This window comes from Bradyrhizobium sp. 132 (assembly GCF_023074185.1).
Lineage (GTDB): Bacteria > Pseudomonadota > Alphaproteobacteria > Rhizobiales > Xanthobacteraceae > Bradyrhizobium.
In genome coordinates this window covers 213,726-234,256 of sequence record NZ_JADPKY010000103.1, presented here as the reverse complement: position 1 = coordinate 234,256, position 20,531 = coordinate 213,726, and the positions used below count along the sequence as shown (strand labels likewise).

The 20,531-nt window shown below is 63.5% G+C and carries 15 protein-coding genes and 1 pseudogene; 10 read left to right on the top strand and 6 right to left on the bottom strand.

All coding sequences use genetic code 11. From position 1 onward, the window contains the following. The first annotated feature begins 82 nt into the window (after nt 1-82). Nucleotides 83-889 carry an ABC transporter substrate-binding protein gene (locus IVA74_RS21365; RefSeq protein ID WP_247347858.1) on the top strand — a complete coding sequence of 269 codons (807 nt, stop codon included), beginning with the start codon at nt 83-85 and terminating at the stop codon, nt 887-889. A 241-nt stretch (nt 890-1,130) separates the two neighbouring features. Here the strand turns inward: IVA74_RS21365 and IVA74_RS21360 are convergent, their stop codons facing one another. From IVA74_RS21360 to IVA74_RS21345, 4 genes are all read right to left on the bottom strand, one after another. After that, nucleotides 1,131-2,204: a hypothetical protein gene (locus IVA74_RS21360; protein WP_247347857.1), complete on the bottom strand. Its 1,074-nt coding sequence runs from the start codon at nt 2,202-2,204 to the stop codon at nt 1,131-1,133. A gap of 40 nt (nt 2,205-2,244) precedes the next feature. Then, on the bottom strand, nt 2,245-2,694 hold the full coding sequence (locus IVA74_RS21355; RefSeq protein ID WP_247347856.1) for a cupin domain-containing protein: 450 nt from the start codon (nt 2,692-2,694) through the stop codon (nt 2,245-2,247). Between the two features lie 73 nt (nt 2,695-2,767). Beyond that, nucleotides 2,768-4,609, bottom strand: coding sequence for an ATP-binding protein (locus tag IVA74_RS21350; RefSeq protein WP_247347855.1), 1,842 nt, complete (start codon nt 4,607-4,609; stop codon nt 2,768-2,770). 129 nt (nt 4,610-4,738) lie between these two features. After that, nucleotides 4,739-5,371 (bottom strand): XRE family transcriptional regulator, encoded by a 633-nt coding sequence (locus IVA74_RS21345; protein ID WP_247347854.1) that lies wholly within the window; start codon nt 5,369-5,371, stop codon nt 4,739-4,741. 206 nt (nt 5,372-5,577) lie between these two features. Between IVA74_RS21345 and IVA74_RS21340 the strand changes: the two genes are divergently transcribed. The 8 genes from IVA74_RS21340 to IVA74_RS21305 all read left to right on the top strand — a co-directional run bounded on the left by IVA74_RS21340 (nt 5,578) and on the right by IVA74_RS21305 (nt 18,002). Further along, nucleotides 5,578-7,269 (top strand): peptide ABC transporter substrate-binding protein, encoded by a 1,692-nt coding sequence (locus IVA74_RS21340; RefSeq protein ID WP_247347853.1) that lies wholly within the window; start codon nt 5,578-5,580, stop codon nt 7,267-7,269. Nucleotides 7,270-7,296: 27 nt separating this feature from the next. Then, on the top strand, nt 7,297-8,247 hold the full coding sequence (locus IVA74_RS21335; RefSeq protein WP_247347852.1) for an ABC transporter permease: 951 nt from the start codon (nt 7,297-7,299) through the stop codon (nt 8,245-8,247). 3 nt (nt 8,248-8,250) lie between these two features. Then, nucleotides 8,251-9,126 carry an ABC transporter permease gene (locus IVA74_RS21330; protein ID WP_247347851.1) on the top strand — a complete coding sequence of 292 codons (876 nt, stop codon included), beginning with the start codon at nt 8,251-8,253 and terminating at the stop codon, nt 9,124-9,126. A 52-nt stretch (nt 9,127-9,178) separates the two neighbouring features. Then, nucleotides 9,179-10,507, top strand: a complete 1,329-nt coding sequence (locus tag IVA74_RS21325) for an FAD-binding oxidoreductase (RefSeq protein WP_247347850.1) — start codon at nt 9,179-9,181, stop codon at nt 10,505-10,507. A gap of 13 nt (nt 10,508-10,520) precedes the next feature. Then, nucleotides 10,521-11,447, top strand: a complete 927-nt coding sequence (locus IVA74_RS21320; RefSeq protein WP_247347849.1) for a glyoxylate/hydroxypyruvate reductase A — start codon at nt 10,521-10,523, stop codon at nt 11,445-11,447. A gap of 9 nt (nt 11,448-11,456) precedes the next feature. Continuing rightward, nucleotides 11,457-13,325 (top strand): ABC transporter ATP-binding protein, encoded by a 1,869-nt coding sequence (locus IVA74_RS21315; RefSeq protein WP_247347848.1) that lies wholly within the window; start codon nt 11,457-11,459, stop codon nt 13,323-13,325. Between the two features lie 504 nt (nt 13,326-13,829). Next, on the top strand, nt 13,830-14,345 hold the full coding sequence (locus IVA74_RS21310) for a hypothetical protein (RefSeq protein WP_247347847.1): 516 nt from the start codon (nt 13,830-13,832) through the stop codon (nt 14,343-14,345). A gap of 330 nt (nt 14,346-14,675) precedes the next feature. Further along, complete coding sequence (locus IVA74_RS21305) at nt 14,676-18,002, top strand: adenylate/guanylate cyclase domain-containing protein (RefSeq protein WP_247347846.1); 3,327 nt, start codon at nt 14,676-14,678, stop codon at nt 18,000-18,002. Nucleotides 18,003-18,128: 126 nt separating this feature from the next. Here the strand turns inward: IVA74_RS21305 and IVA74_RS21300 are convergent. Then, a pseudogene (locus IVA74_RS21300) lies at nt 18,129-18,281 on the bottom strand (polyhydroxyalkanoate depolymerase); the annotation flags it as partial. A 347-nt stretch (nt 18,282-18,628) separates the two neighbouring features. On the opposite strand from IVA74_RS21300, the gene IVA74_RS21295 reads away from it, so the two are divergent. Continuing rightward, complete coding sequence (locus IVA74_RS21295; RefSeq protein ID WP_247347845.1) at nt 18,629-19,555, top strand: AraC family transcriptional regulator; 927 nt, start codon at nt 18,629-18,631, stop codon at nt 19,553-19,555. Here IVA74_RS21295 and IVA74_RS21290 read toward each other — a convergent pair whose 3' ends face one another. Beyond that, on the bottom strand, nt 19,556-20,482 hold the full coding sequence (locus IVA74_RS21290; protein ID WP_247347844.1) for a catalase family peroxidase: 927 nt from the start codon (nt 20,480-20,482) through the stop codon (nt 19,556-19,558). Nucleotides 20,483-20,531: the final 49 nt, after the last annotated feature.

Genomic DNA, 20,531 nt, shown 5'->3' with positions numbered 1-20,531 from the left:
AGAATTATGTCAATGGCCGAACGGTGGCACGCGAGGCGGTCGGGAAGAACAAGAGAAGAAGAAAAGGTCAGGAGATCATGACATGCCCACGTATCTTCAGTCGGCCCTCGCCGGCCTCGTTCTCGCAGCGGCGGTTGCCATGCCCGCGCTAGCCGATGGTCTGAAGGACGACATCGCACCGAGCGGCAAGCTCCGCGTCGCAATCGCGATCAGCCCGGCGGGCGGCGCGTTCTGGTCCACCAAGACCGAAGCCGGCTATGCAGGCGTGCCGGTCGATCTCGGCAAGGAGATGGCCGCCCAGCTCGGCGTGCCCGTCGAATATGTCGTGCACCAGAATTCCGGCCAGATCACCGATGCGGCGTCGAAAAGCACTCTTGAAAAAGGTGCTTGGGACGTCACCTGGCTCCCGAAGGACCCGGAGCGTGAGACCAGGATGATGTTCGGTCCGATCTACGAGGTCGCCGACGCCACCTACATCGTCAAGGCAGGGTCAAGCGTCACCGATTTTGCTACGCTCGACCAGGTGGGCATCAAGGTTGCGGCCGTCAACGCCACGACCACCATGCGCGGCGCGGTCGCGCATCTGAAGAACGCGAAAGTCACCGGCTACCAGACCTATGACGAGATCTTCGGCCTCCTCAGCAGCGGCGAGATCGACGCCTTCGCGTTGTCGCGCGACCAGCTCAACAAGATGGCGCAGAAGATCCCGGGCACGAAGGTGCTGGACGAGACCTTCAAGAAGACGGTCACCGCGGTCGCCGTGCCGCTCGGCCACAGCCAGGCACTGGCTTTCGTCACCAAGTTCATGACGGAAGCGACGACGAACGGCACGCTTCGCAAGGCCTATGACAATAACGGCCTGAAGGACTCGCCGATCCGCACCGAGTAGGGCGTGCGGAGCAGGCCAGCGCGATCGGACATGAACAGTTAGGAGGACCGCCGAACGTGCTCGGCCTGCATGGCTCGAGACCACCGCTTCGGCGGGCTCGTCATCCTGAGGGTCGAGTATCGCGCGGTAAAACGCGACCTCATCCTGAGGGCCCGCCGTAGGCGGGCGTCTCGAAGGATGGATCGCAGGCGAGCTATCCGCCACGCTCGTTTTATATGTAATCGCCCTGTAAGCCGGAGAATTAACGCGGCTTGATCTCCGCGTATTTTGCCATCGCCTTCTCGAATTTCCGCTTGAACAGCCACATCGCGCCAAGGATTTCCCGGAAGCTTGCCGAGGTTCGCGCCCGGTCGGCCTGTCCAAAAGCAAGAATGCTGTTGTTGCGCAGGTGCTTCATGATCGTCGGACTGGACACCCTGTAGTTCAGGAGATCGCCGGACTTGAGCGCCGACCGGGTCGGCGTGGGAACGATCTGGATCAGCTCGAACAGCTTCATCTGATCAATCGGGTCGGGCAGCGTCTTCACGATTCCCGGGATATCCCGGAAAACATCCGCATGTGCGTTCATCAGGCCGTCGCGCACGTTGGTCCAGTGATTGAAGCGATGATCGGTGTCGCGGGCGCGCGCCTCTTCCTTGTCGTCGCGCGCGCTCAGCTCGGGATCGCTTGCGGCGATCTCTGCCTTGATGGCTTCCCATTTCCTGCGGCCGTTGCGGTCCTCGGACGGGCCGGTCTGGAAGCTGCCCATATAGGTGTTGGAGCGGCCGTTGCGGACGTTCTGCTTGCCGTTGGTCTCGGCAAAGAACAGCCCGAGGCTGATCCGGCCCGCTACTTCGGCGTGAATCGGCGCCAGCCCCTTGGCCCGCGCGATCGCGGCAGCGAGATCGACCACGTCCTTGAACGGCGTGGCCGAGTTCTGCGCGCCGGCCGGCGGCGCTTCCATGATGTCGAACAGTTTTGAATATTCGTCGATCAGCGGTTCGATGTCGGCGTCGAAATAGGCCGGCGGTATCTCGAACTTGTTGGGCCGACCGATCCGCGACGGCAAGGCGTCGGTGAGATCCTTGTAAGCACTGATGACGGCGACCCGCGCAAGATAGATGGCTTGGCCGGGCAGGTTCGGCAGCGGTTCCTTTGCGTCGATCTGGCGGCGGCGCTCGGCCAGAATCGCCTTGAAATCGCCGAGCGCACGCTCGTAGGTCGCAGCCGCCTCCGATTGTCTTGCCGTGAGCGTTTGCGCCTGGCTCGGGACGAACGTCGTAAGGGCCAGCCCAAGCGCCGCGATGATTGCGAGGAGTTGACGTCGTGCCGGCATGGCCGGTTCCCCAACGATTCGTCTGTCGGGGGATCGTAGCCTAGTCATTGGCTTCGGGCGGCAGGAAGTCGACCTCGTGCAGCGCCGAGATGCGCACGACCTCGGCCGGGTCGGTCAGGTCATGGAGCTGGTTGAACAGCGCCTCCAGCTTCTGCATCGGCGAGACCCAGAACAACGCGCGGGCCGGTTTGTCGGATTTGTTGAAATAGCCGTGCGGGATGCCGCGCGGCAGGCGCACGAGGTCGCCGGCGTGGGCCTTCACCCATTTGCCGTCGAGCTTGAGGTCGAGCGTGCCTTCCTGCACCAGGATGAATTCGTCTTGGGTCGGGTGGATGTGCACCGGCACGAATTGGCCCGGCTCGCTGTTGGTCTCGAACGCGAAGGTGGACTCGGTGACGGCCTTCGGGAAATAGACCTGGCCCAGAATGTTCCAGGTCTTGCCGCCATAGCCCGTGCCGTTCGCGGTGATGCCTTTTTCGAGTGACGTCATGGCTCGTCTCCAATGGATATGTCTGGGATGAGTTTTGCGCAGCTATCGCGCGCTGTCCATCCATTCCGCTGCACTAGCGCCCGTCGCGTTCAGCCGCCTGCTTGCGCAGGAACCCTTCGACATCGGCCTGCACCGAATAGGGTGTCGGGATCGGATCGCCAGCCGTGTCGACGGCGGTGTCGAGGGAGCGGCGCAGCATGCGTGCGAGCTCGGCCTTGCGGTAGGGCTTTGTCAGAAGCGGCGCGCCCATGGTGGCGCGTCCCTGCGCATGCAGCGAGTCGTAGGCATAGCCCGACGTGAACAGCACCCGCAGCGAGGGGCGCGCTGCCACCATCTCGTCGGCGAGCTCTCGTCCATTCAAGCTGCCGGCCATCACGATGTCGGTGAAGAGCAGATCGAATGGCGTGCCTTCGGCTGCGATGGCGAGCGCCTCGGCCGCATTGGCGGCGGGGATGACCTTGTAGCCGAGGCTTTCGAGCTGGACCGTGACATATTGGCGGACGTCGCGGTCGTCCTCGACGCAAAGGATGGTCTCAGTCCCGCCCACGACCTTGCGCTCGTCATAGCCGGCCGGGCGAAGCGTGCTCGCCTCCGCCTTCGGCAGGTAGATCGTGAAAATCGTGCCGCGTCCTTCTTCGGACGAGACCTTGATGCCGCCGCCGGATTGCTTGACGAAACCGAACACCATGCTGAGCCCGAGCCCCGTGCCCTTGCCGACATCCTTGGTCGAGAAGAAGGGATCGAAGATCCGCTCCAGAATGGCCTGCGGAATGCCGGTGCCGGTGTCGGCGATCTCGATCTCGACATAGTCGCCGGCATAGCCGGCCCCGACCGCCACGGCCTCACGGACGCCGAACACGACGTTGCGCGTCGTCAGCGTCAGTCGGCCGCCATCCAGCATCGCGTCGCGGGCGTTGATCGCGAGATTGAGCAGCGCCGAGCTCAATTGGCCGCGATCGACCAGGGCGAGCCAGATCTTGCCGTCAAGTCGGGTTATGATCTCGATCTTTCTGTCGAAGGTTGCCAGCAGCAGCCTTGCGAGCTCTTCAAGCAATTCGTTGACGTCGATCTCGGCCGGCTTGAGCGCCTGCTTGCGGGCAAAGGACAACAGGCTCGACGTCAGCGCGGCACCGCGGTCGGCGGCTTCGCTGATCAGCTTGGTGATGGTCGCGAGCGGCGGACTGTCCTTCACGGCGTCGGCGAGGATCTCGATCGTGCCCGTGATCACGGTGAGCATGTTGTTGAATTCGTGCGCGATGCCGCCTGTGAGCTGGCCGACCGCCTCCATCTTCTGGGCCTGGATCAGCTGCTCCTCGGCGGCACGCTTCTGGGTGACGTCCTTGACGAAATTGTTGATGAGGATGCGTCCCCCGAGCTGGAGTGCCGTGCTGGACGCCTCGATCAGGATCTCGTCGCCGTTCCGGTGCAGCAGGGTCGCTTCGAACCGGATGCCGATCGGCGCATCCGACAGTTCCGGCAGGAGCCGCATCATGCGTTGCCTGAAGCCGTCGCGCAGCGGCTCGGCGACGAGGAGGTTGACGACGTCCGTGCCGAGCGCCTCCTTGCGCGTCCAACCGGTCAAGGCTTCGGCCTGAATGCTCCACTCCAGGACGATACCGTTCGCATCGGTTTGAACGAAGGCATCGAGCGCGGTCTTGATGACGGCCTGGGTAATTTGCGCGCTGGCCTGCGCCTGCTCGGCCAGTCGTGCGGCAATGCGCTTGTCCTGCAACGTCGCGATCATGCGCGTGCAGAGCCGCGCGATCAGCGCCGCAACGAGACCGCTTGCGAGCAGGGCGATGAGCTGGACCGTGCCGAACCCGGTTCCGGTCACGGCATAGGAGGCGAGGAGGGCCGCCGCAGTCACGACGACCTGCGCGACCATCGCGAGTGTCAGAAGCCCCCTGAATTTCATGGTCTCACACCAACGCGTCGGTCGCGGACCCTCGCGTCCACCCTGTCAATGAGTCCGGCTCCACGTGAGCTACAGATTCCGCGCGGCGGCGTCGAGGAGCAATTTGCGGTGGTGCCGGGCGGCGGCGCTTCAACCTGCCGGAGAATCGGTCTGGCGCAGCGTCGTCACCCAGATCACGCGCGCGGTCTGCTGGGTCGGGTTGTCGAACATGTGCGGCACGATGCTCGGAAACCGAAAGCTGTCACCGGCTTCGAGCAGATGGGCCTGGTTGTCGAGCCACAGCCGCAGGCTGCCCGAGAGGATATAGCCCGCCTTCTCGCCGGTATGCTGCAGGAAGTCGGTGCCGGACGAGGCGCCGGGATTGAGCGTGAGCTCATAGAGTTCGAGCTGGCCTTTGTCTGCCGGCGTCAGCGCTTCCTTGACGACGCCGCTAGCGGTGAGCCGCAGCAGGCGCCGGCTGTTCTTGCGCACGATGTAGCGTTGCACGTCGGCGGGATCGGTGGTTTCGAAGAAATAGGAGATCGGGACGTCGAGCGCGATGCTGAGCAGGCGCAGCGTGCGTATCGACGGCATGGCGCGCGCGCGCTCGAGCTGGCTGATCATGCCGTTGGAGAGGCCGGTCTTGTTGGCAACGTCCTGGATCGACAGCCCGGCGCGCTGACGCAGCAGCCGCACGGTCTCGCCGAGGCGCTGGTCGATCGCATCGTCGGCCTCGAGCGCCGGGGCGTCCTTCGGACCGTTCGTGTCCCCGCGACCATCCATGTCGCTCTCCCATGCATTGCCTCGCCGCCCAAAATGGTCCGGCGCTGTGAAAAGGTCGCGCATCCTAGCAATGTGATTGACAGCTGTATTTAGTCGTGATGAACTTTTGATAGAAAAATTAAGAAGCACTAAAGCCCACTCCTGTCCCTTTGCCGGGGTCTTGGGGCGCGGGGGACGGTGCCGCGTGCGAAAAACGGAGAGTGGTCATGGCGGACGACACCGGGAAGTTCGGCGTTGGAGCACTGCATCTCGGCGTTCCGAATCGCCGTCAGCTCTTTCAGCTCGGCGCGGGCGCCGCGGCGGGATGGACGCTTTCAGGCCATGCATTTGCGCAGACCGAACGCCCCTCCAATCCGCCGGACAAGCCGCGCGGGCAGGTGATCGCGGCGCTGTCGCAGGAGCCGACGGTCTTTCATCCCCTGATGCCGGGCATCGAGGTCGACCAGGGCATCTGGTGGCAGGTGTTCTCGCCGCTCTGGTTCATCGATCCCGACGGCACCTTCGTTCCCGACCTCGCGCGCGAAGTCCCGACCATCGCGAATGGCGGCCTGTCGGCCGACGGCCTGACCTGGAAGATCAAGCTGCGTAGCGACGTGAAGTGGCATGACGGCACGCCGTTCACGGCCGAGGACGTAAAATTCTCGATCGAGCTGATCAACAATCCCGACTTCCGCGCGCGCAGCCGCGTCGGCCATAACCTCGTGAAGGACATCAAGGTCGTCGCGCCCGACGAGATACACTGGCGGATGGACACGGCCTATTCGCCTTATATGTCGATCCTGGGGGCGCTGACCTTCATCGTGCCCAAGCACATCCTGGAGAAGCTGACGGATCCGAACGCCTCGCCGTTCCACAATGCGCCCGTCGGCACCGGGCCGTTCCGCTGGGGCGAGCGCGTGCCGGGCGACCACATCCTCTTGAATGCCCATGCCGGCTACCACGGCAAGGGACCCTACGTTGAGCGCGTGGTGTTCAAGTACATTCCGGACCTTACCGTCCTCTACACCCAGTTCCGCACCGGCCAGGTCGATTACACCGGCCTGCAAGGCATTTTGCCGAACTTCGTGCAGGAGGCGAAGACGCTGAAGGGACGCAAGATCTTCGTCTCCTCGACGTCCTCGGTCGAGCACATCGCGCCCAATCTGGATTTCGGTCCCTTCACCGACCGCACTGTACGCGAGGCGCTATATCTCGCGATCAACAAGCAGGCGATCATCGATGCGCTGAATTACGGCCTGCCGACGCAGACCGAGAGTTTCGTGCCGCAGCAGGCCTGGTCGTTCCAGCAGGGGCTGCCGCAGCACAAATATGATCCCGCCAAAGCCAACGCGCTGCTCGATGCTGCGGGTTGGGTTCGCGGCTCCGGCGGCGTGCGCGAGAAGGGCGGCGTCAAGCTCGAATTCACCAATTCGACCACGTCAGGCAATGCCGTGCGCGAGCAGACCCAGCAGCTCCTGATCCAGGACTGGCGTGCGATCGGCGCTGCGATGCGCGTCAATAACATGCCGGCTGCGGTGATCTGGGGCGACTTCTGGCAGCAGTCGAAGTTCAACTCGGTGATCGTGGGGGTGAACTTCATGCTGGGCAGCGATCCCGATGTGACGCCGCGCTTCGGCTCCGGCGCCATTCCCGCCAAAGGCGGCCGCGGCTACAACACCTATCAGTACCAGAGTCCGGAAGCGGATCGGCTTCTCGCCGAAGGCGCCAGACAGTTCGATCTGGCGCAGCGCAAGACCACCTATGGCGATCTGCAAAAGCTCATCCGCAACGATCTCGCCATCCTGCCGCTGTTCCAGGGCTTCATCGCGGAAGGCGTGAAGGAAGGGCTCCAGGGTTTCCGCCCCAACATCAACATGTCGATCAACTGCTGGAACATCCGCGAGTGGTATTGGGCCTGATGCATCCGATCCGCGGGATCGCCTGAGATGGCCCGTTACGTCGCCAATCGCCTGGCGCAGGCGATCATGCTGCTGGTGATCGTCTCAGCGATCGGCTTCGCCATCCTGCATCTGGCGCCCGGTGGCCCGCTCTCGCAATTTGCGGCCTCCGCGCAGATGACGCAGGAGGATCTCGATCGCGTCACCAGCCAGCTCGGGCTCGATCGTCCGCTTCCGATCCAGTATCTCGACTGGTTCGGTCGTATGCTGAAAGGCGACTGGGGTCGCTCCTACCGCGACGGCGAGGCCGTGCTGTCGGTGATCTCCTCGCATCTCGGTGCCACCATGGAGCTGATGGCGACGGCGACGATCATCGCGGTCTTGCTTGGCTGCTGGATCGGCGTGCTTGGCGCGCTCCGCCGCTACTCGCTGTTCGATACGCTCGCAACCGTGGGCGCCATGATTGCGCTGTCGATCCCGACCTTCTGGTTCGGCCTCGTCACCATCTACGTGTTCTCGGTGAAGCTCGGCTGGCTGCCGTCCGGCAATCGCGAGACCGTCGGCGACGGCTCCTTCCTCGACCTGCTGCATCATCTGATTGCGCCGGCGCTGGTGCTGGCGCTGGTCGAGACCGCGATGTGGGGCCGCTTCATGCGCTCCTCGATGTTAGAGGTGATCAACCAGGACTACATCCGCACCGCGCGTGCGAAAGGCATGCCGGAATGGCGTATCCTCACCGTTCACGCCCTGCGCAACGCGCTGCTGCCGATGATCACGGTGGCCGGCCTCCAGTTTCCGACGCTGCTCGGTGGCGCGCTGGTCGCCGAGACCGTATTCACCTGGCCGGGCATGGGCCGGCTGTTCCTCGATTCCATCGGCTATCGCGACTATCCCGTGGTAATGGGCATCCTGATGTTCTCGGCGACGATGGTGCTGATTGGCTCGCTGCTCGCCGACATCTTTTATGCCGTCGTCGATCCGCGCATCCGGGTGGGCTAGACGATGGCGACTGCAGCCCTCTCCACGGTCCAGCTCGCACCCGGCCAGGCCGCGTGGCGGCGATTCCGCCGGCATCGCCTCGCGCTCGCGGGCGCGGTGATCATTCTGGTCCTCATCCTCGGCTCAGCATTCGGCCCGTATCTGCTACCGTTCGACGACACCTATATCGACATCATGAAGCGGTTCGCGCCGCCGTTTTCGGGCGCGCACATCCTCGGCACGGACGAGCTCGGCCGTGACGTGCTGGCGCGGCTGATGATGGGCGGGCGCGTGTCGCTCTCGATCGGCATCGTCGCGATGGTGATTGCGATGGCAGTCGGCATCGTGGTCGGCGCCTTTGCCGGCTTCTATGGCGGTGTGGTCGGCGCGGTACTGATGCGGCTCGTCGACGCGGTATTATGCTTTCCGACGATCTTCCTGCTGCTTGCGCTCGCGGCGCTCACGGAGCCGGGCCTTGTCACCACCACCGTGCTGATTGCGGCGACCGCCTGGATGGCCGTTGCCCGCGTCGTGGAGGCCCAGGTGCGTTCGCTGCGCGAGCGTGAGTTTGCGGTCGCGGCTCTCGCCTTCGGCTCGTCGAACATGCGCATCATGTTCCGCGAGCTTGTGCCGAATGCGATGGCGCCGATCATGGTGGCGGCGACGTTGAACGTCGCCAAGGCGATCTTGCTCGAATCCTATGTCAGCTATCTCGGTTACGGCATCCAGCCGCCTGCCGCGAGCTGGGGCAACATGCTCAACAACGCGCAGATCTATCTCACCAGCGCGCCCTGGCTCGCGATCGCGCCGGGCCTCGCGATCACGCTTGCCGTGACGAGCTTCAACTTCCTCGGGGACGGCCTGCGCGACGCGCTCGATCCGCGAATGAACATCCCATGACGAGCAAGATCTCGATCGAATTGAAGTCCAGGCTGATGTTAAGGAGTGTCTCATGTCCCCGCCGCTCACCCGCATAAACAGCGACGAGCGCCTGCCGGCGCAGGCGGACGTCGTCGTCATCGGCGGCGGCGTCATCGGCGTCTCCGCAGCCTATCATCTAGCGAAGAAGGGCCTCTCCGTCGCGCTGGTCGAGAAGGGACATGTCGGCGGTGAGCAGTCGAGCCGCAATTGGGGCTGGTGCCGCCAGCAGGGTCGCGCGCGTGAAGAAATTCCTCTTGCCCGCGAGGCGCTGCGCCTGTGGGAAGACATGCAGAACGATGCCGGCGTCGACGCCGGCTTCCGCCGCACCGGCGTGCTGTTCCTGACCAAGAGCAAGGATGAGCTCGCCAGCTGGGAGCGATGGGCGGCAACGGCGCGCGAGATGCAGGTGCACTCGACGGTACTGACGCCGGCCGAGGTCGCCGAGCGCCTGCCCGGTCATTCCGAGAAATGGGTCGGCGGCCTGCACACGCCGAGCGACGGGCGCGCCGAGCCGTCGATGGCTGTGCCCGCGCTCGCGACCGCCGCGCGAAAACACGGCGTCACCCTCCATCAGGGCTGCGCCGCGCGCGGACTGGAAACGCAGGGTGGACGGGTCAGCGCCGTCGTCACCGAGAAAGGCACCGTTCGCACGCAATCGGTACTGCTGTCCGGAGGGGCGTGGTCATCGCTGTTCTGCCGGCGCCACGGCATCGAGCTGCCGATCGGCCTCGTCAACGCCACCGCATGCCGGACTACGCCGGGACCGGAGATCACCTCCGGTGCGCTCGGCACCGATCTCTACTGCATCCGCCGCCGCCTTGACGGCGGTTTCACCTTGGCGCTGCGCAACCGCGGCACGGTTGAACTGTCGCCCGACCTGTTCCGCTATGCGCTGACCTTCTGGCCGACCTACCTGCACCGCAAGAACGGGTTGAAACTGTCGCTCGGCAAGTCGTTCTTCGATCAACTCATGCGCGGCACGGACTGGAGCCTGGACAAGCCGTCGCCGTTCGAGACCGAGCGTGTCCGTGACCCCGCGCCCGACATGTCGCTGGTCAATGCGGCGCTGGCTTCGCTGATCAAATCGAATCCGGAACTGAAGGACGTCGAGATCGCGGAAGCCTGGGGCGGCACGATCGACTGTACGCCGGATACCATTCCGGTGATTTCGCCGGTCGACGCCTTGCCGGGCTTCTTCCTCGCCACCGGTTTCTCCGGCCATGGCTTCGGCATCGGCCCCGCGGCGGGCAAGCTGGCCGCCGACATCGTGACGGGCGCGACGCCGCTGGTCGATCCTGCGGCGTACAGCCACAAGCGCCTGATCGACGGCCGGCGGCTCGCGCCGGTCAGCCCGTTTTGAGAGTTTTGGCCGCATGACGGTTCTCTACAAGGCCAATATGGTTCGCGGTGAGGAGTGGGCGCGCTTCTTCGCCCAGCGCGCGCCTGATGTGCCGTTCCGGCTCTGGCCCGACATCGGCGATCCCGCTGACGTCCGCTATCTCGTGGCGTGGGTGCCACCGGATGACATCGCGACGACTTTCCCTAATGTCGAGCTCGTCTTCTCGGTCGGTGCGGGCGTGGACCAGTTCGACGCGTCAAAAATTCCGCCGCACATTCCGTTGGTGCGCATGCTGGAGCCCGGCATCGCCGAAACCATGGTCGAATATGTCACCATGGCTGTGCTCGCCCTGCATCGCAATCTCCTGGACTTCATCGCCCAGCAGAAGGAGCAGGTCTGGCGCGAGATCCGGATCACACCGGCCAGGCGTCGTCGTGTCGGCGTGATGGGTCTCGGCCGGCTTGGCCAGGCCGTGCTCGAGCGCCTCAAGACGTTCGACTTTCCGCTTCTCGGCTGGAACCGCTCACCGCGCGAGATCGGGGGCGTGACCTGCTATGCGGGCGCGGATGCGCTGCCGGATTTCCTTGCGCAGGCCGACATTCTCGTCTGCCTGCTGCCTTTGACCGACGAGACCCGGGGCATTCTGAACGCAGATATGTTCGCGCGCCTGCCGCGCGGCGCGTCGCTCGTCAATGTCGGGCGTGGCTCGCATCTGGTCGAAACCGATTTTCTCGCAGCGCTCGACAGCGGTGCGTTGTCAGGCGCCGTCCTTGATGTCACCGAGCCGGAGCCGCTGCCTGCGGGTCATCCGTTCTGGAGCCACCCGCGCATTCTGCTGACGCCGCACAATGCCAGCATGACGTCGCCGGATACGGCCGTCGATTTCGTGCTCGACGTGATCGAACGCCACCGCCGCGGCGAGGATTTGCCGGGGCGTGTCGACCGTAGTCGTGGCTATTAGGACATCGGCATGAGCATGGGCGCAAGCATACCCGACCACGTCGCTGCCGACGCGCAGGCGCCGGTGCTGTCGGTCTCAGGCCTCACCACGTCCTTCATGCGCGAACGGCAATGGAGTCCCGTCGTCCGCAGTGTGTCGTTCGATGTCTCCCCCAAGGAGACCGTGGCGATCGTCGGTGAGTCCGGTTCCGGCAAGAGCGTCACCGCGCTCTCGATCATGCGACTCATTCCGAAAGAGAACGGCTGCGTCGAGGGCAGCGTCCGGCTTGCCGGTCGCGATCTGCTGACGCTGCCCGAGAGCAGCATGAAGGATGTTCGTGGCAACGAAATCGCCATGATCTTCCAGGAGCCGATGACGAGCCTCAATCCGGTGCTCACCATCGGCTTCCAGATTGCGGAAGCGCTGATCCAGCATCGCGGCCTGTCGCGCGCGGCGGCGGAGGCCGAGACCATCCGCTTGCTCGACCGTGTTCGCATCCCCGCGGCAAAATCGCGCTTCCACGAGCATCCGCATCGCTTCTCCGGCGGTATGCGGCAGCGCGTGATGATCGCGATGGCGCTGGCCTGCAAGCCGAAACTCCTGATCGCCGACGAGCCGACCACTGCGCTCGACGTCACCATTCAGGCGCAGATCCTGGAGCTGTTGAAGGAGCTCCAGAACGAGGAGGGGATGTCGATCCTCTTCATCACCCACGACATGGGCGTGGTCGCCGAGATCGCGGACCGCACCGTGGTGATGTATGGCGGCCAGGCGGTGGAGACCGACGCGACCTCGCGCATCTTCGCAGCCCCCTCGCACCCCTATACAAGGGCACTGCTCGCCGCTGTGCCGCGCCTCGGCTCCATGGATGGACGCGTGCGGCCGATGCGGTTTCCGATCGTCGACAAGGTGACAGGGACCTCGGATGATCCGGCGGAGACACCCGATACGGTCTCGACCGCCGAGCGCCCGCTGCTCGAAGTCGCCAACCTCACCACGCGCTTTCCGATCCGTTCGGGCCTGTTCGGCAAAGTCTCGGGCCGCGTCCATGCGGTCGAGAACATTTCCTTCACCTTGCGCGCCGGCGAGACGCTGGCACTGGTCGGCGAATCCGGCTGCGGGAAGTCGACGACGGGCCGTTCCATCCTCAAGCTGACGGAGCCGGACAGCGGCACCGTTCTGATCGACGGGCAGGATGTGCTGGCCATGAATGCCCGCACCTTGCGCGACTTCCGCAAGCAGATGCAGATCGTGTTTCAGGATCCATTCGCGAGCCTCAATCCGCGCATGTCGGTGGGAACGGCTGTTGCTGCTCCGCTGCTCGCCAACGGGCTCGCCACGGCGTCGCAGGCGCGCGACAAGGTCGCCGACCTGCTCGTGCGCGTCGGCCTCACCGCCGACATGGCCGCGCGTTTTCCGCACGAATTCTCCGGCGGCCAGCGCCAGCGCATCTGCATCGCACGCGCGCTTGCGCTCAGACCGAAGCTGATCGTCGCGGACGAAGCGGTCTCCGCGCTCGACGTTTCGGTCAAGGCGCAGGTCGTCAATCTGATGCTCGACCTTCAGGCCAACATGGGGCTTGCTTATCTCTTCATTTCCCACGACATCGCGGTGGTCGAGCGCATGAGCCACCGCGTCGCGGTGATGTATCTCGGCGAGATCGTCGAGACCGGCCCGCGCGCGGCATTGTTCGGCAATCCGCAGCACCCCTATACGAAGAAGCTGATGGCGGCCGTGCCGGTGCCCGATCCAGCGCGCCGCGGCACCCGGCGCGAGGCCTCGAACGACGAGATCAGAAGCCCCGTGCGCGCGCCCGACTACCAGCCGCCGGTTCGGCAATATCGCGAAGTGTCGCCGGGTCACGTCGTCCAGGTCTGGGGCGAGGAGTGGTCCGCCTGAGGCGCGCAGGCGCGGTGCGTTTCCGGTGACGCGGCCTAACCTCATGAGTTGACGTGCACGAAACAGCAAGGGCGGATAGATTTGACGTCGGCGAAATGCGGGGACAGCTTGCGAGTTGACCGCGCCGTTCAGCTCCTGCTTGCGCGCTCCCGGGTGTCGCGACGATGCAGAGGCGTCCTCCGGAAATTGTGACCGGATGGAGCGACAGGAAACCACGGTATGTGAACCGTCTCACATTCCATCACTCTCTTTTTGAGCTATCACTCCCACAAGAAATTGCCGCACCCGGAGCTAATTGACAGACACGGGTGAGATGCAATGCCTGCGAAGCGGCGAGCTCGCAGCTTTGGATTGGCTCTCGTCTTGCTCATGAGCAAGCCAGCCCCATCACTCAGCACAGATCTTTCAGAAATTGGAATCCACGGAATCGCAAAGCACGTCCACGAGGCAGCCTCTATTCGAGGTCGGCCGGTAGGCCGCTACTTACCTGAGAGGGAGACTCCAATGAAGATTAGCAATGCCGTTTCCAGCGCATTATCCGTAACGAAGCAAACCGGCAATCTTCGGATCGCTCGTTCCAGTCTGATCAAATCGGCCCATCTTATTGAAAGAATTGGGCTCGCAGCCGTTGGGGCCTCTTGCGGCCTCTATGTGGGTGCGACCCTGTTGCGTCAGAAAGACGGACTGTTTGAAAGCGGCTGGATCGTGCTGCTAACGATGCTGTACGGAGCTCTTAGCTATTATGTCGGAATTGATTTGTCCCGCAGTGCCGCTCGGAGGTCGATTTCGAGCATCTCGGAAGAATGGAACGGTTTCGAGGCGGCTGAGGTCATGAGTGCGGCCGGAACGTTCGGCGCCGCGATTGCTGCAACTCTGTCCGTCAGCATCCTTGTCCTTGATCAAACCTTGCCCAATGGCCTGATAGGCTTTGTTGCCGGCTGTTGGGTGGTTGGTTCTTCGCTTCAAGTTGCGGCGGGGACGATGGCTCGCAACTACGAAGCGTCCATGGGCAAGGAATGAACAAAACTGTGCTCACGGAAAAACGTCTGCTTGGCGTCGTGACGTGGGCACAGGCCGCAGTGTTGGTTTCGGCTTCAGGTCTGAAAGTGAGTAGCTGACGGCTGACAACTCATCGCAACCTCTGTCGTCCAACGCTGCGTGGTGACGATTTTTAGTAGCGCAGCCGTTCGCATCGAGCAATGTCCCTGCCTGGAAGCGGTGCCGGTACTGAGCAACCTAAACGATCGCGCGACAAACAAGACGTGCCATCATGGTGGTGTTGGGATATTGTCCCCGCGCGCCGTGGTCCAAAAATTCTGCTAACCGCCAACCACACGATCGGTGGAGCCAATGCAGATTGCGGAGTGGCTCGAGAAGCTGGGGCTTGGGCAATACGCAGAGCGTCTTGTCCAAAATGGGATTGACATCGACGTCCTTCCCGAACTGATGGACGAGGACTTCGATAAGCTCGGAGTCCTGCTCGGCCATCGCCGCAAAATGCTGCGTGCTATTGCCGACCTCGATCCAGCCGCGTTGATCGCATCGCCGGCTCCTCCTCATGACGCCGAGCGGCGCCATCTCACCGTCATGTTTTGCGATCTGGTCGGCTCGACTGCGCTCTCGGCGCGTCTCGATCCCGAGGATATGTGGGAGGTGATCCGGGCCTACCGCGCGGCCTGCGCGAGAGTCATTGCCGCTTATGACGGCAGGATAGCCAGGTTCGTTGGCGACGGAATACTCGTCTATTTCGGCTATCCTCGCGCCCACGAGGATGACGCGGAGCGCGCAGTGCGAGCGGGGCTCGACACTATAGCCGCGATTCGGCAGCTCAAAACAGGCGCTGACGAACGGGTTGAAATGCGGATCGCAATTGCGACCGGGCTTGTGGTGGTCGGCGACCTCATCAGTGGAGATGCGTCAGAGGAGCACGCAACCGTCGGCGATACACCAAACCTCGCTGCTCGGCTCCAGAGCCTGGCGGAGCCGGGGGCGGTCGTCGTTGCTTCGTCGACGCGCCGGCTGCTTGGTGATCTCTTCGCTTTTCGCAATCTCGGCCGCCGTGAAGTCAAGGGAATAGCCGAACCCATCGCAGTCTGGGCGGTGGAGGGAGCGACCGCATCCGAGAGTCGCTTCGAGGCGGTCCGCGCGGCGCGCTCGATCGGCTTTGTTGGCCGCAAGGACGAGATCGAATTCATTCTCTCGCGCCAGCGCCGGGCATGGCAGGGGCAGGGCCAGATGGTATTGATTTCTGGCGAAGCGGGCATCGGCAAGTCGCGCATTGTCGCAACGCTGTCCGAAAGCCCCTCGTTGGGCGCGCACCGCCGGGTGCGATATCAGTGTTCGCCTTACCACACCAACAGTGCGCTTCATCCCTTTGTCGCGCAGCTCGAGCGCGCCGCCGGCATCCGCTCGCACGATACGTGCGGGCAAAAGCTCGACAAGCTCGAAGCAATGCTGGCGCTTGGAACACAGCAGGTCGCCCGAGCGACACCGCTCATTGCGGCTCTCCTTTCGATTCCAACCGGAGACCATTGTTCGCCGCTCGGTTTGAGCCCGGCGCAGCAGCGGCGACAGACATTTGCCGCCCTTCTCGATCAGCTCGAGGGGTTGGCGCGAGAGCAACCCCTGCTAATTATCTGCGAGGATATGCATTGGGCCGATGCCACGACACTTGAACTGTTCGATCTCGCGGTCGATCGGATCAGAGGACTGCCGATACTCGTGCTCATGACATCCCGGCCGGAGTTCGAGCCCTCATGGTCGGGCCTTGCCAACGTCAGTCTGTTGCGGCTCGACCGGCTCGACCGGCAGGACTCGCGCGCGCTGGTCGAACAGGTGGCCGTGGGTCGCCAGCTGCCACGCGAGATGATGAAGCAGATCATCGACAAGACGGATGGCATCCCGCTATTCGTCGAAGAATTGACCAAGATGGTGCTCGAGTCCGGGCTGCTCGTCGAAGATGCCGGGCGCTATCGCCTCAATAGTCCGCTCCCGCCGCTCGCTATTCCCGCGACGCTGCAAGATTCGCTGATGGCGCGGCTCGACCGGCTCGCTCCAGTCAAGGAGGTGGCGCAGATAGGCGCCGCCATCGGCCGCGACTTCTCATACGCGCTGCTGAAATATGTGGCGGGACGCGATGATCTGACGCTGAGTGCTGCGCTAGGGCAACTCGAAGAGGCCGAACTGCTGGTGCGTCGCGGGGTTCCGCCCGAAGCAAACTATAGTTTCAAGCACGCTCTCGTTCAGGAAACGGCCTACGAGAGCCTGCTCAAGAGCAAACGGCATGTGCTGCACACCCGCATCGGCGACGTCCTGCGCGAAAAGTTTCCGGTCGTCGCTGAGACCGAGCCGGAAGTTCTGGCACACCACTTCACCGAGGCGGGGTTGAGCGAGGTCGCCCACGAGTGGTGGCGCAAGGCGGGACAGCAGGCGCTGAAGCGTTCGGCCTATTCCGAGGCGATCGCACATCTCGGCAAGGCGATTGCCACCGCCGGTGAGTTGCCTGATGAGCCTCGCGGGATGATGAGCAGGCTCCATCTTCAAATCGCCTATGGTCGCGCACTACGGGGCAGCCTCGGGCACAGCGCTCCCGAAACGGTAGCCGCATGGACGCGCGCTCGGCAGTTCGTAGCTGACATCAATGATCCAGTTGAACTTGCGCCGGTCCATTCCGGACTCTTCAATGCCTGCCTGACACACGGCGAACTCGCTCCGATGCGGGAGCTGGCGGATGCCATCAGGAGCGCCGCTGACCGACGACCGGACTCACCGGTGGCCGCCGTCGTAGCGCATTGGACGGGCGGGGTTACCTGCTGGTTCGGGGGTGACTACTTGAACGCGAGAGTGCATCTTGAGCAGGCGCTGGATATCTATGGTGCCGAGCCGGATCCCGCGACGTTCAGGGCTTCGGCGCTGGATCTTCCGTTCGTGATCATGAGATTTCTTGCCCTAGTGCTCTGGCCGCTTGGCAGGATCGCTCGCGCGCGCCGGCTCGCAGCCGAAGCGGTGAGTGCTTCAGGAGAAAAACGGGCTCTTTCCGAGGCCAATGCGCTTGTTCATCGCGCTGTGTTTGACGGACTATGCGGGGGCATGTTGCAGCAAACAGAGACGATCCTGGCGCTCGGTCTCGCTCGCGACCACACGATGCCGCTGTATGTGGCCGCCGGCACCTACCTGAATGGCCTGGCCAAGTGGCGCGCCGGCGACCGAACGACCGGATTGACGGAAATGCGCCGCGGCTGGACCTTGCTGCACGAGAATGACTGCTATCTCTGTGAACCGTTTTGGGGGATGCATGTCGCCATGGCGGCCGCAGAGTCGGGTCAACTCGAAAACGGGCTGGAAATCTTGAGCGAATTGATCGCATGGGCGGGCCAATCCGGTCAGCATTGGCTTGATGCCGAGCTGCATCGCGTCTACGGCGAACTGTTGTCGCGCCATGACCCTGACGAATGCAGTGCCGAAAATGCCCTCAAGCGAGCGCTGGAAATCGCACGACACCAACAGGCGAAGACTTTCGAGTTGCGCAGCGCCCTTGGTCTCGCACGCCTGCTCAAGAGAAGGGGCCGAGCGGGCGCGGTATCCGAGGTGCTCGCTCCCGTCCTTGCTGAATTCGATGCGGAGCGAAATCTTCCCGAAGTCGAAGAAGCGAAAGAGCTGCTCAAGCAAGAGCGTTAGCCACGTGCTCTCTAGCCGGTCGTTTGGGGGCAGAGGCGTCTCGATATGCCGCCAGCATCTTCGAACCTCAATGCGCAATTGCACATTGAGATTTGCAACGTGACGTGCGGGTTAGGGAACGGCGCTTCACGAGTTGACGTGCACGAAATCCCGCAGCAGCGGATAGATCTCGTTGTTCCAGCGCTTGCCCGAGAACACGCCGTAATGTCCGACACCGTGGTGGACGCGGCGATAGGCGCGCACGCCGGTGCAAAGGTCTTGTGCCGCGAGCGTCTGGCCGCCGGTTCGGCAATATCGCGAAGTGTCGCCGGGTCACGTCGTCCAGGTCTGGGGCGAGGAGTGGTCCGCCTGAGGCGCGCAGGCGCGCTGCGAATGCTTTCGAGAACGCACGACGAAATCGTGCGGTGAGTCGCAGAACAGATTAGCTGTGTTGTCCTTCGCGATGCCGGGCCTATGACATCACGCTGAAATCACAATGAAATCATCGCGGCGCGATCCGGCGCGACAGCCTGCGGCAAAAGCTTCGTGTTATGCGCTGCGGCTGGACCGTTGGCCGGCGATCTCCGATAATGCGCAAATATCGGGAAGGCCGACGAAGAAGTGCCTTTACGGATAGGTTTATTGAAATGACACAAGCGGGCGTCTACGGACGGAGGCTCGGACAGGGCCTTCACTCGAAGCAAGCACCAGTGCTGATCACGCGTTCGCTGCATAGCGCCGCGCTCGCGGTCACTGAAGTCCGCAACGACGATCCGACACCGGGTATTTCCGGCTCCCTGGCGGCGGAAGATGCCTATCTTGTCAGCCTGAAATTCCGCGACTATCCGGGTTGCGAATGCTGGGAGCAGGGCCGCTGTGTCACCAAGGCGGATGTTCGCGCAGGCGCGACCTATCTGTACGACCTCAAGCGCGACCCGCGCTATGTGATCGACAAGCCGTTTCACTCGCTCTTCTTCTATTTGCCGCGCTCGGCCATTGGTGACCTTGCCGTGCAGCCCCGCGGGTCGCGCATTGGCGAGCTCAGCTACGAGCCCGGTGTCGGTCATGACGACGCGATCATCCGACACGTCGGCGCTTCGTTGCAGGAAGGACTGCGTCGGCCCGACGAGACCAACCAGCTTTTCGTCGATCACATGATGCTCGCGCTCACCGCCCATGTCGGCCAGACCTATGGCGGGCTCAAACCCGCCGCAGAACCGAGCCGCGGCGGTCTCGCGCCATGGCAGGTGAAGCGTGCGTGTGAGCGGCTCGACTCCGATCTCTCAGGCAAGATCGCGCTGCAGCAGATCGCGACCGAGCTCGGCCTTTCCGTCAGCCACTTCTCACGCGCATTCCGCATCTCCACCGGCCTGCCGCCGCATCAATGGCTGCTCCAACAGCGCGTGAAGGCGGCCAAGCAACTGATGACGGTCCGTGACCTGCCGTTATCCGAGATTGCCATCTCGGCCGGATTTGCCAATCAGAGCCATTTCACGCGGGTGTTCTCGTCGATGGTCGGCGTCAGTCCGGGCGCGTGGCGTCGAGAAACGGATGGCGGACGAGAAAAGATCTAATCAGCGCCGCTTCGCCAGCGAATTGTTGTAGGCCGCGCGGCGCGCCGCGAAAATCTCGTCCGGCGGATGGCCGATGCCGTCGGCGAGATTGGCCGGATCGAAGATGGACCGGTCGCAGGCATCGTTGGCTTCCAGACCGGTGATGACGATCGTCCCCAGCCGCACCTCCTCCCGGTTGTCCTCGTCCGGCCATCGCAGGGTGACGTCCATGACGGGATCGCCGGGACGGTCCAGCAGAGCCATCACGTTGAGGCGGACATCGCCGGCTGCGATCCTCTGCGCGAGATCCTTGTGCAGGAAGTCGGCGGACTTCGCCCCGGCTTCGTCCTCACCCAGCGTGATATCGCCGCCGACAGGCGCGAGCTTGAACTTGATGAAGCGGGTCTCACCTTTCGCGCTGGTCGCGGGAAAGGCGTGCACGCCCCAATAGGTCGTGCCGGCAAAGCTGCCGGGCAGCCGGCGCGCGGCGATGTAACTGGCCTGATTCAGCGTCTCAGGATTGGCCGCGGAGTAGGCCTTGACCTTCGCCATGTCGGGCTTGCCGTCCGCGCCCGGAATGCGCGCCTTGAGGAAGGCGAGCATCTGGTCCAGCGTCCGTGCAAAATGCACAGGCGCGCTTTCCACCAAAATGTCCGAGCGATGGGCGTCGTCGCCAAGCCTGAAGCTGAAGCCGCGCAGCACGAAATTGCTGGTGTCGGCTACGTCAGGATTGCCGCCGCCGACGGAGAAGCGGGCCAGCACGCGCGAAGGCCTTGTGAAGCTCAGCGATCGCGTGACCTCTGCCGCGCGGTCGGACGGGGTATAGGTGCCGCGCACGCATCGACCCTTGGCGAAGCTCGCGCGCACCTTCGGCGGATTGCCTGCGACCGTCTTCAGTGCGTCGACGATCGCGGCCGGCGTGGCGGCTGGGGTTGGCAATTCGGACATGGCAAGGCCTCCGGCTGAAGCGGCATGTCCATGTTTTAGGGCTGGTGCA

Bases quoted from the DNA above. Each gene is read 5' to 3' on its own strand.
- IVA74_RS21365 (WP_247347858.1), top strand. From the start codon at position 83: ATGCCCACGTATCTTCAGTCGGCCCTCGCCGGCCTCGTTCTCGCAGCG.
- IVA74_RS21360 (WP_247347857.1), bottom strand. From the start codon at position 2,204: ATGCCGGCACGACGTCAACTCCTCGCAATCATCGCGGCGCTTGGGCTG.
- IVA74_RS21355 (WP_247347856.1), bottom strand. From the start codon at position 2,694: ATGACGTCACTCGAAAAAGGCATCACCGCGAACGGCACGGGCTATGGC.
- IVA74_RS21350 (WP_247347855.1), bottom strand. From the start codon at position 4,609: ATGAAATTCAGGGGGCTTCTGACACTCGCGATGGTCGCGCAGGTCGTC.
- IVA74_RS21345 (WP_247347854.1), bottom strand. From the start codon at position 5,371: ATGGATGGTCGCGGGGACACGAACGGTCCGAAGGACGCCCCGGCGCTC.
- IVA74_RS21340 (WP_247347853.1), top strand. From the start codon at position 5,578: ATGGCGGACGACACCGGGAAGTTCGGCGTTGGAGCACTGCATCTCGGC.
- IVA74_RS21335 (WP_247347852.1), top strand. From the start codon at position 7,297: ATGGCCCGTTACGTCGCCAATCGCCTGGCGCAGGCGATCATGCTGCTG.
- IVA74_RS21330 (WP_247347851.1), top strand. From the start codon at position 8,251: ATGGCGACTGCAGCCCTCTCCACGGTCCAGCTCGCACCCGGCCAGGCC.
- IVA74_RS21325 (WP_247347850.1), top strand. From the start codon at position 9,179: ATGTCCCCGCCGCTCACCCGCATAAACAGCGACGAGCGCCTGCCGGCG.
- IVA74_RS21320 (WP_247347849.1), top strand. From the start codon at position 10,521: ATGACGGTTCTCTACAAGGCCAATATGGTTCGCGGTGAGGAGTGGGCG.
- IVA74_RS21315 (WP_247347848.1), top strand. From the start codon at position 11,457: ATGAGCATGGGCGCAAGCATACCCGACCACGTCGCTGCCGACGCGCAG.
- IVA74_RS21310 (WP_247347847.1), top strand. From the start codon at position 13,830: ATGAAGATTAGCAATGCCGTTTCCAGCGCATTATCCGTAACGAAGCAA.
- IVA74_RS21305 (WP_247347846.1), top strand. From the start codon at position 14,676: ATGCAGATTGCGGAGTGGCTCGAGAAGCTGGGGCTTGGGCAATACGCA.
- IVA74_RS21295 (WP_247347845.1), top strand. From the start codon at position 18,629: ATGACACAAGCGGGCGTCTACGGACGGAGGCTCGGACAGGGCCTTCAC.
- IVA74_RS21290 (WP_247347844.1), bottom strand. From the start codon at position 20,482: ATGTCCGAATTGCCAACCCCAGCCGCCACGCCGGCCGCGATCGTCGAC.